The organism is Cryobacterium sp. TMB1-7 (assembly GCF_004402435.1).
Lineage (GTDB): Bacteria > Actinomycetota > Actinomycetes > Actinomycetales > Microbacteriaceae > Cryobacterium > Cryobacterium zongtaii.
In genome coordinates, this window is sequence record NZ_SOFZ01000010.1 from 103,372 (window position 1) to 117,222 (window position 13,851).

At 68.3% G+C, this 13,851-nt stretch carries 10 protein-coding genes; 2 read left to right on the forward strand and 8 right to left on the reverse strand.

Going from position 1 to position 13,851, the window contains the following annotated elements; translation table 11 throughout:
• Positions 1-67 precede the first annotated feature (67 nt).
• The 4 genes from E3O60_RS03905 to E3O60_RS03920 form a co-directional block, all read right to left on the reverse strand.
• A complete protein-coding gene (locus tag E3O60_RS03905; RefSeq protein ID WP_134497182.1) occupies positions 68-1,228 on the reverse strand; it encodes a hypothetical protein in 1,161 nt (386 codons plus the stop codon).
• 37 nt (positions 1,229-1,265) lie between these two features.
• On the reverse strand, positions 1,266-2,018 hold the full coding sequence (locus E3O60_RS03910) for a phosphatase PAP2 family protein (protein WP_134497184.1): 753 nt from the start codon (positions 2,016-2,018) through the stop codon (positions 1,266-1,268).
• Between the two features lie 247 nt (positions 2,019-2,265).
• Positions 2,266-3,543 carry a multidrug effflux MFS transporter gene (locus E3O60_RS03915; RefSeq protein WP_240632355.1) on the reverse strand — a complete coding sequence of 426 codons (1,278 nt, stop codon included), beginning with the start codon at positions 3,541-3,543 and terminating at the stop codon, positions 2,266-2,268.
• A gap of 218 nt (positions 3,544-3,761) precedes the next feature.
• Positions 3,762-4,961 carry an ROK family transcriptional regulator gene (locus tag E3O60_RS03920; RefSeq protein ID WP_241993198.1) on the reverse strand — a complete coding sequence of 400 codons (1,200 nt, stop codon included), beginning with the start codon at positions 4,959-4,961 and terminating at the stop codon, positions 3,762-3,764.
• A 145-nt stretch (positions 4,962-5,106) separates the two neighbouring features.
• On the opposite strand from E3O60_RS03920, the gene E3O60_RS03925 reads away from it, so the two are divergent.
• Complete coding sequence (locus E3O60_RS03925) at positions 5,107-5,970, forward strand: NAD(P)-dependent oxidoreductase (RefSeq protein ID WP_134497240.1); 864 nt, start codon at positions 5,107-5,109, stop codon at positions 5,968-5,970.
• Between the two features lie 36 nt (positions 5,971-6,006).
• On the opposite strand, the gene E3O60_RS03930 is transcribed toward E3O60_RS03925, so the two are convergent.
• From E3O60_RS03930 to E3O60_RS03945, 4 genes are all read right to left on the reverse strand, one after another.
• Positions 6,007-7,026 (reverse strand): LacI family DNA-binding transcriptional regulator, encoded by a 1,020-nt coding sequence (locus E3O60_RS03930; protein ID WP_103459700.1) that lies wholly within the window; start codon positions 7,024-7,026, stop codon positions 6,007-6,009.
• A 93-nt stretch (positions 7,027-7,119) separates the two neighbouring features.
• Positions 7,120-8,052, reverse strand: a complete 933-nt coding sequence (locus E3O60_RS03935; protein ID WP_103479835.1) for a carbohydrate ABC transporter permease — start codon at positions 8,050-8,052, stop codon at positions 7,120-7,122.
• Complete coding sequence (locus tag E3O60_RS03940; protein ID WP_134481086.1) at positions 8,049-9,044, reverse strand: sugar ABC transporter permease; 996 nt, start codon at positions 9,042-9,044, stop codon at positions 8,049-8,051. The genes E3O60_RS03935 and E3O60_RS03940 overlap by 4 nt, the downstream gene beginning before the upstream one ends.
• 9 nt (positions 9,045-9,053) lie before the next feature.
• Positions 9,054-10,706 (reverse strand): extracellular solute-binding protein, encoded by a 1,653-nt coding sequence (locus tag E3O60_RS03945; protein ID WP_103459697.1) that lies wholly within the window; start codon positions 10,704-10,706, stop codon positions 9,054-9,056.
• Between the two features lie 228 nt (positions 10,707-10,934).
• On the opposite strand from E3O60_RS03945, the gene E3O60_RS03950 reads away from it, so the two are divergent.
• The gene (locus E3O60_RS03950; RefSeq protein WP_134409183.1) at positions 10,935-13,817 is read left to right on the forward strand and encodes a glycoside hydrolase family 3 C-terminal domain-containing protein; all 2,883 of its coding nucleotides are present in this window, start codon (positions 10,935-10,937) and stop codon (positions 13,815-13,817) included.
• The last annotated feature ends 34 nt before the right edge of the window (positions 13,818-13,851 follow it).

Consider the following 13,851-nt stretch of genomic DNA (forward strand, 5'->3'; position numbering starts at 1 on the left):
GCGCGGCCACCGCGAATGTCAGCCCCACAGCCAACATCCGTGCCCCGCGAGCCCGGGCTCGTCGGGGCTACAACGCCCTGGAGTCGACGGGCAGCGCGCTCCGATCAATGGGCTGGACCGTGTAGATGAAGGGGGTTGTGTCCGCAATGTCCACCGTGGAGCTGTCGAGGTACACAAGTCCCGCACCGTCATCGCGCCACTGGACGGGATGAGTCTGCCCGTTCCAGGTGGTGGTGGCGGTCACCTGCCGGAGGTCGGATACCTCGCTCTCATCGACGGTCACCCGCCACGTCCAGAAGTGCAGGGAAGACGCGGCCAGGACGAATTCGTCGGTCACGGTGTCACCCCGGTCTTTCTTGACGACGATTGCTCTGTCCGGGGCAGCCACCGGCTCCTCGCCGGCCACATGGGGCCCCGCCACTCGAACCATCGACGCGGTGCGGCCGCGCAACGTTCCCACGCAGGCGGCCACGACGCCGACGCCCAACGGGCTCTCGGTGAGGGTCCAGCCGCGCAGGCTCAGCTGCGCCAGCGGCACCACGGCAGACCAACCGTTCGTGCGGCGGCCTCCTCCGAGCACAACCTCCGGCGCGGTCAGCGGCGGCTCCCCGCCTCCCCCGACGAAGATCACCGCCCGCCCGTTGCGGACCGCGGCGATCTGCACCGTGAAATCCCGCCAGATCGCCGTCCACCCCACCCGATGCACCACGGCAACGACGCTCCGGTCCACCAGCCTCGTGAACATGCCATAGCCATCCGGCGCCCAGCCCTCGCCCGTGGGCAGGACCGCGCCCAACCAGATCAGCTGCAGCTGAGGCACCCCGGCCGCGCTGACGGTGCCGTCGGTGTCAACCAGGCCCACCGTCAGCCCGCCGATGGATGCCATCAGTCCGGGCTGCGGCGTGGTCTCGTCGATCAGGTCGAAGCTGGTGGTGCGGGTCAGCCAGAATCGGCTCAGCCAACCGAAGTCCACCCGGCCGAACGCCACGCCCACCCGGGGGTCTTGTTCACGCCCGAACACCCCGGACAGCGGAAGGTCACCGGCCACCGAGACCCGGCCATCCCTGCTGACACCGCGCACCCGCAGCCGCATGCCCTGGAAATTGGCGTACCCGGAGACCTCCATGCGGCCGCCGGGTACGTTCTTTTCGCGTAAGACGTAGATGCCCGAGGGATTGGTGAGCGAGTCGTCGAACTGGTCGGACGCGTCGGTACCGGGTTCGGTCATCCGTCGGACCGGGTGGGTGCTCGTCAGTCGCGGCGGGTCACCGGGGTGCCGGGCGCGTTCGCTCGTTCGGCGACGCGGCCCGCCGCCTGGCGATGGTGTTCTCGCCGTCGAGCTTGGCGGCCAGCGGCGCCCACAGGACCACAGCCACGCCCGCGCCGAGCAGCAGCCCGCCGATGGTGTCGGTGAGCCAGTGCGCGCCGAGGTAGGTGCGGCTGACCATCATGGCGACGGTGTACACGGCGCCGGCTATCCACACCCACAGCCACGGGAAGATGATCCCGAGCGCGACGGCCATGGTGGCGGCATTGGCGACGTGCCCGGAGGGGAACGATCCGAAGTCGGAGGTGATCAGCATGTCTTCGGGGCGCGCCCGGCCGAAGAGGGTCTTCAGCAATTGGACGAGACCGGCGCTGACGATGGTGGCGATCACGAAGTACCCGGCCGCCCAGGGCCGGCGCAACACGAGCAGGAGCACAACAATGGCGATCGGGATCACGAACACCCCGGCGATGCCGGCGCCGAGGAAGTTCATCACCAGCGCCGGAACCTCCCAGACCGGGGACCGGTGCTCGAGGATCTCCTCCATCCACTCCGCGTCGGCCTCGATCGGGCGGCCGTTGCCGCGGGTGAGGATCAGGGCGCCGAGCAGGAACGCGAGGACGACGGCGACCGCACCGCTGATCAGCGGCCACCGCCGGGCGACCCGGCGGGCGGGCGCATCCGCCGACGCCTCGGCCCGGCCGGGGGCGGGTGGGGTGGGCTCAGTCTCGGGGTTTCGGGAGGGGTCCATCAACCCATGGTAGATCGGACGCCGCGGGCGGGGCGCCCTGCCCCGGACCGCCCGCCTGCCCGACCACCCCATGACTGGCCCACTTTCGCTAGTGCCCGACCCCGACAACTAGCAAAAATGGGGCAGCCTTGCTGAAGCGAGTGGTGAGTTGCCCGGATTCGCCAGTGCAGCAGGCGCTGCAACTAGCGAAAGCGGGCGAGTCTCCGCTTGGCCGATGAGCAGTGCGGCCTCGGGTGCCGCAGCCGGGTCAGTGCGTGAGCGCCGACACCGTTCGCGGGCGCACGATGGACCAGAGGCTGAGGATGGAGATGATCGCGCAGACACCCATCACCGAGGCCATCGGGACGGCGGTGCCGACCCCGAGCAGGCCCACGACCGGGGAGATCAGCCCGGCGATGCCGAAGTTGGCGGCGCCGAGCACGGACGCGGCGGTGCCGGCCTCGCTGCCGTGCGAGTTGAGGGCGATGACCTGCACGGTGGGGAAGGTGAACCCGCAACCGGCGATGAAGAACCACAGCGGGATGAGGGTGCCCCACAGGCCCGCGCCCAGCAGGTCGAGGGTGAGAATCGTTGCCGACGTGATCACGAGTACCGTGGTGGCGCCGATCAGGATGTTCTGCGGCCCCACGTTGTAGCGGTGCATCAGCCGCGAGCTGGTCTGCACGCCAACGACGATGCCGAGGGAGTTGACGGCGAAAAGCACCCCGTACTGCTGGGCACTGAACTCGTAGACCTGCTGGAACAGGAACGGTGAGGAGGAAAGGTAGGAGAACAGCCCGGTGAAGGTCATCGCGCCGATGATCGCGACGCCCACGAAGGTGCGGTCGCTGAGCACGGCCCGGTAGCGCTGGCCCAGGCTCGAGTGGCCCGGCACCGTGCGACGATCCTGCGGCAGGGTTTCCACGATCCAGATCGCGACGGCCACCATCACCACGATGCCGTAACCGGCGAGCACCCAGAAGATGCCGCGCCACGGCATCACGAGCAGCAGCTGCGAGCCGACGACGGGGGCAATCACCGGCGCCAGGCCGCTGACCAGGGCCAGGCGGGAGAGCATTTTGACCAGCGGCTTGCCGCCGAACAGGTCGCGCACCATGGCCATGGCCACCACCGCGCCGGCCGCGGCGCCGAAGCCCTGCAGCACCCTGAAAATGCCCAGCGTCACGATCTCGGTCGACAGTGCCGCGCCGACACAGGCGAGCACGTGGAAACCCGTGGCCAGCAGCAGCGGCAACCGGCGGCCGACCTTGTCGCTCCACGGGCCCACGATCAGCTGGCCGAAGCCGAAGCCGATCATGGTGCCGGTCAGGGTGAGCTGGATGGCGGCGGCCGAGACCCCGAGTTCGCTTTCAAGGGTGGGGAACGCGGGCAGGTACAGGTCGATGGTGAACGGGCCGAGGGCCGTGAGCGCGCCGAGGATGATGATATAGACGATGCGCTGCCCGCGGGAAAGCGCGTCACCCGGGTGCCGGGCGGTGGAGGCGAGCTGCGCCTCAGAGATCACGGGGATGACGGCAGTAGTCACGTTGAAGAGTCCTCGGTCGGAGTCGTGCGAAAGGAGTGCGGGCGATCGCCCAGTAGCGAAAAGCGTGCGCCGCTCGGTTCTATTCCACCTCAGCGGCATCCCGGCAAAGATTGCGCGGATCCGGCCTTTTCTGCACGTTCCCGGGCGCCGGGTGCGTCTGAATCCGCCCGGCCTGGTGAACCCTGGTCCGTCCCGGGTCCGGTAGGGAGGGGGCAGGGTCAGGGAGACTCGGCGGGCGCACCGGCGGGCGCCGTGGCCGGGAGTCCGGCCGGGTCGTCGAGCAGGCCCTCGAAGGCCAGCTCCGCGGCGCCGATCATCAGCAGGTTCGAACCGAGCTCCGCGGCGCTGAGCCGCACGGTGCCGAAGGCGGCGTCGAGCGAGTGCTTCGCCACGGCGGAGCGCAACCTGTCGGCATCCACCGCCAGCAGCGCGGCAAGAAACCCGCCGAGCACCACCACCTGTGGGTTGAGGATGTTGATCGCCCCGGCCAGCGCCACCGCGAGGTGGTCGATCTGACGGTTGACCTCGGCGCGTACCTCCGGTGACGTGGATGCCCGCAGCGCCTGTTCGAGCTCGTCGGCATCCGCTCCGGCCAGGCCGAGCACCTCGAGCAGCTCGCGCCGGGTGACCTCGGCCTCCAGGGTGCCGCGGATGCCGGCGGAGTCGACCCGTTCACTGTCACTGACCCTGGTGTGCCCGAACTCGCCCGCGTATCCGGCGATGCCGCCGGCAGGCGCACCCCCGACGATCATGCCGCCGCCGATGCCGCTCGCACCGCCGTTGAGGTAGATGAGATCGGTGATGCCCTTGCCGGCGCCGAAAAACCGCTCGGCCATGGCGCCCAGGCTGGCGTCGTTGGCGGCGAGAACCGGGTAGCCGGTCGCGGCTTCGAGCATTTCGGCGAGGGGTTCGTCGGTCCAGCCCAGGTGCGGCGCGTGCCGTACGAGTCCGTCGTGGGCGCGCACCAGGCCGGGCACGGCCACGCCGATTCCCACGACCTTGAACCTGGCCTCGAGTTCGCCGCGCATGCCGTCGATCACGGCTGCGGCGATGTTGACGGCCTCGAGCACGCTCGGGGACTGGTCGGTGGGGTAGCGCACCCGGCGGTGCACCTGACCGTCGAGGCCGACGATGCCGATGGTGACGGCGTCGATCTCCGGATTCACGGCGAGCGCCACGACCTGCTCGCTGACACTGACGATGGGACTGGGCCGGCCGACCTGATTGGTGGAGCTCGGTTCGCGCTCGACGACCAGTCCGCGATCGACCAGCTCGGCGACGAGGGCGGCAATGGTGGACCGGTTCAGTCCGGTGACCCTGGTCAGCTGGGACCGCGACGCCGCCCCACTGCGGTGCACGAGTCGCAACACCACAGACAGGTTGTGTCTGCGCACGTCGTCATGGCTGCTGCCCTGCACGGTTCCTCCGTCTGGCTGACGCCCGATTCTGCGAGCGTGAGTCACTCTGGCCCCCAGAATACCCGGCATCTCCCCCGACCCGGCGTGATACGTTGCAGAACGCTACAAATCGACCCAGACAAGGAAGTCCATGGAATTCCCCAGCATGAGAATCGCCCTCACCGGCGGAAGCGGCAAGCTCGGCAGGACCGTGCTCGCCCGGCTCCGCGCCGAGGGCCATCACGTGATCAACTTCGACCTGGCCGGCAGCCGCGAAGCCGGCTTCGTGCGCATCGATCTCACCGACTTCGGACAGGTGGTCGACGCCTTCGCCGGCGTCAACGACCAGGTGAACGGCTTCGACGCCGTGGTGCACCTGGGCGCAATCCCGGCGCCGGGCCTGGCGCCCGATGTCGCCACCTTCCATAACAACATGCTCTCCAGCTACAACGTGTTCCAGGCCGGCCGCCGCAATGGCATCAAGCGCATCGTGTACGCGTCGAGCGAGACGGTGCTCGGCCTGCCGTTCGACGTCGACCCGCCCTACATCCCGGTCGACGAGGAGTACCCGGCCCGGCCGGAGAGCACATACTCGCTGGTGAAGCACCTCGAGGAGCAGATGGCCATCGAGCTGGTGCGCTGGGATCCCGAGCTCTCGATCACGGCGCTGCGGTTCTCCAATGTGATGGACCCGGAGGACTATGCCATGTTCGACGGGTTCCAGACGGATGCGACGCTGCGCAAGTGGAACCTCTGGGGCTACATCGACGGCCGCGACGGTGCCCAAGCCGTGCTCAAGGCGCTGCAGACCGCCCCGCCCGGCTTCGAACGCTTCATCATCGCCGCCGCGGACACCGTGATGCGCCGGCCCAGCGCCGAGCTCGCCGCCGAGGTCTTCCCGAACGTGCAGCTCACCCGCCTGGTCCCCGGGACCGACACCCTGCTCTCCATCGACAAGGCCCGGCGCCTGCTCGGCTACTCCCCCGAGCACTCCTGGCAAGACCCCCCGCTGACCCCTCGTGACCTGTGAGAAAAAGCCCCAGAATCTCGATTTCTGGGGCTTTACTCACGGTTCGCGGACCGGGGCGGGGCCGGTCGAACCCCGCTCGACGTAACGCGGCGGCAGCAGGTCGACGTGCGGGGTTCGGTCGCCGGTGATCTGGCGGATGGTCAGTTCCACCGCACGTACTCCGGAGTCCTCCGCGGACAAAGGGATCTCGTCCAGCGGCGGACTGAACGCCGAGGTGTCGAAGACCGCGCAGGCCGAGATCACCGACAGCTGGCCGGGAATCGAGATCCCCCGGGCGGCGAGGATCTCCAGCACCGTGACCTGCACGGATTCGCCGGCGTGCATGACCAGGGCCGTCATGGTCGGCATGGCGCTGAACAGCTCGTCGATACCGCGGCGGATGCTGTCCATGTCGCCGTCCGGCATCACGAAGGCCGTCGCGATGTCACGGTCGTCAGACGCGGCGAAGAACCCGTCCCGGAACCGAAGCGGGTAGTTCGCACCCCAGTCATAGGTCAGGCGTGACATGCCGAGAAGTCCGATCGAACGGTGCCCGAGGTCGGCGAGCCGGCCGACGGCCAGGTGCGCGGCCTCCTCGAAGTCCAGGTCGACGCAGACCAGCCCGGAGGTGTCGGCCGGCACGCCGATGACCGTGGCGGGGATGTTGAGAGCGCGCAGCAGCGGCATCCGCTCGTCGTCCAGGGAGACATCCAGCGCGATGATGCCGTCGGCGAGTCGGCTCGAGGTCACCCGCTCCAGCCCGGTGGAGGCCTCGTCGGCGGTGAGCAGAAGCACGTCGTAGTCGATCTTGCGGGCCGCCGTGGCGACGGCGAGCACGAAGGACATCAGCACCCCGGCCTGGGTGTCGGGGCGCACCGGGGCGGTCAGGGCGAAGATGCGGGTGCGGGTGCCGGCTAGCATCCTTGCCCCGGCATTGGGCCGGTAGCCGAGCTCCTGGATGGCGCTGACCACCCGGTTCCTGGTGGACTCGGCGATGGAGCGGTTGCCGCTGAGCGTGTACGACACCGTGCTGATCGACACCCCGGCGAGACGGGCTACGTCGTTGATAGTTGCCATGCGTCCTCTGATACCTGGATGGAGCCGTCAGTGCGTCACTGCTAAGAATACCCAGCGCCCGGCCGGCTGCCGCCCGGGCGCTGGGTACTGGAATCAGCCCTTGACGGCGCCGATCATGACTCCGGAGCTGATGTGCTTCTGCAGGAACGGGTAGACGATCAGCACCGGCACCAGCGCGATGATCACGACGGCCATCTGCACCGCCAGGGTGGCGACCTCACCGCTGCCCACACTCACCTGGCCGGGCACTGAGACGCCCTGGAGCACGTAGGAGCGCAGGATCACCTGCAGCGGCAGCTTTTCGCTGTCGTTGATGTACAGGGTGGCGTTGAAGAACGCGTTCCAGTAGCCGACGCCGTAGAACAGGCCGATCACGGTGATCACCGAGCGTGACATCGGCAGCACCATCTTGGTGAGGATACGCCAGTCGCCGGCGCCGTCGATGCGCGCGCTGTCGATGATCGACTGGTCGATGCCCATGAAGAAGCCGCGCATCAGGAAGATGTTGAACACGCTGATGCAGCTGGGCAGGATCAGCGACCAGTACGAGTTGATCAGGCCCAGGTTGCTCACCAGCAGGTAGCTGGGGATCATGCCCGCACCGAAGAACATGGTGATCAGCAGGAAGAACAGGATCGGCCGGTGCGCGTATGAGCCGGGCCTGGAGAGCCCGTAGGCGGCCATCACCGACACCACCAGGCTGATCAGGGTGCCCACCGCGGTGATGCCGACACTGACCATGACGGCCCGGGTGACCACTCCGCCGGAGAGGATCTGTTCGTAGGCGGAGAAGGTGAGCTCGCCGGGCACCATCACCATGCCGCCGGCCGCCGTGATGGTGGCCTGCGAGGAGAAGCTGGTGAGCACGACGATGTAGAGGGGTATGACGATCAGGGCGGCCATGCCGAAGAGCACGATGCCGCGGGCACCGGCTTCGAGCGGAGCGCGGGGCTCCTCCCAGGCCGGCCGGATGACCCGGGGAGGACGGGAGCGCGCTGAGGCGCGTGGTTTGGTGGTGATACTCATGATTTCTGGTAGACCCCGGCTTCTCCGAATAGGTGCGCGAGTTTGTTGGCGCCCAGTACCAGGATCACGCTGATCACGCCCTTGATCAGGCCTGCGGCGGCGGCGTAACTCCAGTCGCCGTTTTGGATGCCTGAGTAGTAGACGAAGGTGTCCAGCACCTCCGCCGCACCCGCTCCGACCGCGTCACGTTGTAGCAGCAACTGCTCGAAGCCCACGGTGAGGGAATCCCCCAGGCGCAGGATGAGCAGCAGGATGATGATCGGCCGCAGGGCGGGCAGGGTGATGTGCCACATCCGCTTGAGCCGGCCGGCGCCATCCATCGCCGCAGCCTCGTACTGACTCGGGTCGATGGCGCTGAGCGCGGCGAGGAACACGATGATTCCCCAGCCGGCGTCCTTCCAGAGCGCCTGAGAGGTGACCAGGATCAGGAAGGTGTCTGGCTGGGTCATCAGGTTGACCGCCTCGATGCCGTTGTCGCGCAGGAACTGGTTGAGCAGCCCCGCCCCGCCGAGGATCTGCTGGAAGATCGAGATCACGATCACCCAGGACAGGAAGTGCGGCAGGTAGACGATCGACTGGAACAGCGACCGCACCCGCGGGCTGAGTAGCCCCTGCAACAGGATCGCCAGCATGATCGGCACCGGGAAGAAGAAGACCAGCTGGAACGCTGTGATGGTGAGGGTGTTGCGCACCGCCGACCAGAAGGCCTCGTCGGCCAGCACCCGTTCGAAGTTGGCGAAGCCGACCCACGGGTTCTCGAACGCTCCCACGTAGGGCGAGTAGTCCTGGAAGGCGATCGCATTGCCGACGATCGGCACGTAGGCGAACAACGCGGTGAGCAGCAGCGCCGGCAGCACCATGATCAACAGGGTGCGGTCGCGCTTGAACAGGGCGCGGCGCTTTTTCCGCTTTTTCGCCGTCGCGGCCTTCAGGGTGGCGGGGTCTGCGGGCGGCGCCTCCGGAGTGGGGCGCCGCTCGTCGGTTAAGGTCATCGGCCCGGCCTACGCGTCCAGGTACTTCTGGTAGAACTTGCGCAGCTCGTTGCCACCGTTGGACTTCCAGGTCTCGATCGCGCCGTCCAGGGCCGAGAGTTCCTTGCGCCCGTTGGCCACGTCGGCCTTGAGGTCGTCGAAGGGCTTGCCCAGCGAACCGAACTTGGCCGGTTCCTGGATCTGCACCCCGTAGAGCACCGGGTCGGCCGCGAAGGCACTCATCCGGGCGCTCCAGTTGCAGTAGTCGGTCACGAACTGCGGGTACTCCACGTGCGCCTGCACGACCGGCGGGTGCACCAGGAACGAGTAGGTCGAGGTGACCTCGGCCTGGCCCTTGGCGTTGAGCACCGGGGCGCCGTTCGCGTCCAGGTCGTAGTGGGTGCCCTGAACCCCGGAGTTGAGGAGCTGGTACTCCGCGGTGCCGAACGGTGCCGCGATGAAGTCGGCCACGGCGAGCATCTCCTTGATGGCCTTTTCGTCGGCCTTCTTGTTGATGAAGCTGAAGATGTTGGTGGGGCTGCCCTTGTACAGGGTGGGGTCGCCGCCGTCGGCCGCGAAGAAGTCCATGGCCTGGGTGTTGTAACCCGGGTTGGACGGCAGCACCCTGGCGAGGGACTCGGCCCAGCCGCCCACGCCGTCGCTCTTGACCAGTGTGTTCCCGGCCTCGTAGCGACTGTTGGCCTGCTGGTCATTGCCGGCCATGGCGTCCGGGTGCACCGCACCGGACTTGAACAGGCGGGTCAGCCAGTCCAGGGCCTCGCGGTACTGGTCGGTCTCGAACTTGTGCACCAGCTTGCCGTCGGCGACGGTCCACTTGTCTGGCACGCCGAACATGATCTGACCGGCGTTCCACAGGTCATCGGCACCCCAGCGGTTCTTGGACGCATCCGTCGCCTCGGTGAGGATGGTGATGAAGCTCTCGGCGTCGGTGGGCAGCGGCAGGCCGAGCTCGTCGAAGATGTCCTTGCGGTAGAAGAACGCGTTCTGGATGACCTCACCCGGGTACGGAAGCCCGAAGAGCTTGCCTTGGAAGACCGAGTACTTCCACGAGTCGGTCGGAATGTTGGCCAGGTTGGGGTAGTCCTTCACCTTGTCGCCGGCGAGATAGGGGCTGAGGTCGGCGAACAGGGAGGTGACGGCCTGGTCGAATTTGGGCGGCAGGTTCCAGGACGGGATGACCACCATGTCCGGCACGTTGTTCGGCGAGGCGAGCACGGCCTGGATCTTTTCGCCGTAGGTGTTGCCGTCGGAGACCTGGAACTTGATCGTCGCGCCCAGTTCCTTGTTCACGGCCTTGAAGTAGTCGTTGTTCGAGCTGGGGATGGTCCACCAGGCCGGGGAGAGCGCGGTGTACGACCCGCCGGCGCCCGGTACCTTCGCCACGGACTTGCGCAGCGTGGTGGGCAGCTTCAGGTAGCCGGCGGTGGAGCCGTTGACGCTGACCAGGTCCGGGACCGCGAAGTCCACCGGATAGTAGTTCGGGATGACGCCGGCGATGTCCTCGGCGCTGAACAAGCCGCCCGACGTGCTGGCCGTTCCTGTGCTGCAGCCGGCGAGAGTGGCTGCGGCCGCTCCGGCACCTACGAAGCCCAGGAAGGACCTCCGGTTCAGCGGCTTCTTGGCGAATGCTCTCAGATCAGAACTGGCCGTTTGGATGCTCATGCTGCCTCACTTCTTCGTAAGTTGCTGTTCTTGCCGAGGCCTGGAAAAGCAAGATTTGCCCCCAAGTCCAACTCCCTGCGGAAGCGCTTCGACAATCGGGAGTGTACAGGGAGGAATTACGCGGAGGCAACCACAAATCGTGAATTGTGACCTAGACTCGGCATGTCGACGTAGTTTTCGCGACAACTGTCGAAACGCTTCGACGGTCACCGAACCAGGAAGAACTTGATGACGCACGGCACCGACGCCGCAACGGCACACCACCTACTCGACCAGCTCACCGTCGAGGAGAAGCTCAGCCTGCTGCATCAGGCCAATCCCGCCATCGAGCGCCTGGGGCTGGACGCCTTCTCCACCGGCACCGAGGGCCTGCACGGCCTGTCCTGGCTCGGCGAGGCCACGCTGTTCCCGCAGCCGGTCGGCCTCGCCGCCTCTTGGGACCTGGACCTGGTGCGTCGGGTAGGCGAAGCCGTGGGCATCGAGGTGCGGGGCAAGCACGCCGACTCCCCCGCGGTGAGCCTGAACGTGTGGGCGCCGGTGGTGAACCCGCTGCGGCATCCGCTCTGGGGCCGCAACGAGGAGGGCTACTCCGAGGACTCCTGGCTGACCGGTCTGCTCGGCTGCGCCTACTCGTGGGGCCTGCGCGGGAACGATCCCGTGCGCTGGCGCACGGTGCCCACCCTCAAGCACTTCCTCGGCTACAACAACGAGGTCGACCGCTCCACGACCAATTCGCAGCTGCGCCAGCGAGTGCTGCACGAGTATGAGCTGCCGGCCTACCGCCCGGCCATCGAAGAGGGCGCCGCCGGCGCCGCGATGCTCTCCTACAACCTGGTGAACGGCCACCCGGCGCACGTCTCCGACCTCGTCGCGGCACACCTGCGCACCTGGGTGGCCGACAGTGCCGACCTGTTCATCGTCAGCGACGCCGCCGCCCCCACCAACCTCTTCGTGTCCGAGGAGTTCTTCGACGGACCCGTGGCCGCTCACGCCGCCGCGTTGATCGCCGGCGTCGACAGCTTCACCGACAACGACACCAACACCGAACCCACGGTCTCGGCCATACGCCAAGCCCTCGCTGAGGGACTCATCGGCATCGAGCACGTGGATGCCGCGGTGCTGCGCCTGCTCACGGCCCGCGCCCGCACCGGCGAATTCGACACCGAACCGCATCAATACGCCGGCATCACCGCCGACGTGATCGGCTCACCCGCCCACCTGGCCCTGGCGAGGGAGGCAGCCGCGGCCGGTACCGTGCTGCTGAAGAACGACCCTGTCGCCGGCACCCCGGTGCTGCCGCTGGCCCCGGCGTCCCGGGTCGCCCTCCTCGGGCCGCTCGCCGACCGGGTCCTGGCCGATTGGTACAGCGGCAGTCTGATCGCCCCGGTGAGCCTCACAGATGGGCTGGCCACGGCGCTGGCCGCCACCGGCGGTGGCGTCACCGTCGCCAGCGGCAGCGACCTGATCGCGCTCCGCGACCCGCGCACCGGCCGCTACCTCACCTCCGGCGGACCCGACGGCGGGCGTCTGCACGCCGCGAGCGACACCGTCGGCGACGCGCAGACCTTTGAACTGACCGAGTGGGGTCATGGCCACGTCACCCTGCGGAACACCGCAACCGACCGCCTCGTCACCCGCGGCGCGCACGGCTATCTTGAGGACACCGCCACCCGGGTGGGCGGCTGGGTCGCCCAGGAAGACCTGCGCCTGCTCCGCCACGACGACGGCAGCGTGTCGCTGCAGCACCGCGGCTCCGGCCTCTGGCTGCACGCCGACCTCGGCAACGGCGCCATCCTGGCCCAGCCGGCCTCCGAGGCCACGGCCGACAGATTCGGCCTCCGGGTGCTGCGCTCCGGGCTCGCCCACGCCGCCCATGTGGCCGCCGAGGCCGACACCGTGATCGTCACCGTCGGCAACGACCCGCACCTGGGCGGCCGCGAGACCGAGGACCGTCCGGCCCTCGCGCTGCCGGAGCACCAGGCCGAACTTGTCGGCGCGGCCGCCGATGCCAATGCGCACCTGGCGCTGCTGGTGATCTCCTCCTACCCGTTCGCCCTCGGCGGGGCACTCGAGAAGGCCCCGGCCATCCTGTGGTCGTCGCACGCCGGCGAAGCGCTCGGCCACGGCCTCGCCGACGTGCTCACCGGCGCGGTGGAGCCCACCGGGCGTCTCGCACAGACCTGGTGGTCCGGCGAGTCCGACCTCGCCGACGTGCTCGACTACGACATCATCACCAGCGCCAGTACCTACCTCTATTCCTCGGCAACACCCGACTTCGCCTTCGGCCACGGGCTCGGTTACGCCAGGGCATCCGTGTCGGCCGCCACGCTGTCCGCCAGCCGGGTTCGGTGGACCGACGAGACCGGACTGACTCCGGTCACCGTGACCGTCGGAGTGATCGGCGACCCCGGCGACGCGCAGCCCGCGGGGCCGGCCGTTGCCACCGTGCAGCTCTACGTCGCGGCGAACGCGCACCGGCTGCCGTTCCCCCGCCGCCGCCTGGCCGGCTTCGGTCGGGTGAGCGTCGCGGCCGGCGGTGCCGCAGAGCTGACCATCGCCCTCGACCCTGCCGCGTTGATGGTCTGGGACGTGACCACCCAACGCCTCATCGTGGAAACCGGCGACTACGAGATGCTCGTCGGCCGCTCGGCCGAGAGCATCGACCACCGGCTGCTGTTGCACGTCGACGGTGTCTCCGTCGCACCCCGCAACCCTGTCGCCGGGTTCGGCGCCGATTCCTTCGACCACACCGGGCACAGCGACACCGTGCGGAGCGAGCTGGTGGCGTACACACCGCTGGCCGGCACCGCCGTGGCGGTGGCCGCCGATGCGCGGCGCGCCCGCCTGGTCTACCTGACGGTGGACCTGGCCGCCCTGGCCGGGGTGCTCGCGGTCGAGGCCCGCGGCACCGGCCGGATCGACCTGGAGAGCCGCCGCGATGGACTGTGGTCACCGCTCGGCAGCGCCGAGGTCGGTACGCTCGACTGGAAGACCGTGTCGATTCGTCTCGAGGGTGCGGGCACCAACGCCGCACCGGCCGACCTTCGGGTCACTCTGTCGCGGGGGGTGCAGCTCGCGTTCCTCGGCGGGCCGCACATCGCGCTTTCCTAGATTCGCCGCATCCATTCACCATCAGCATCACCGA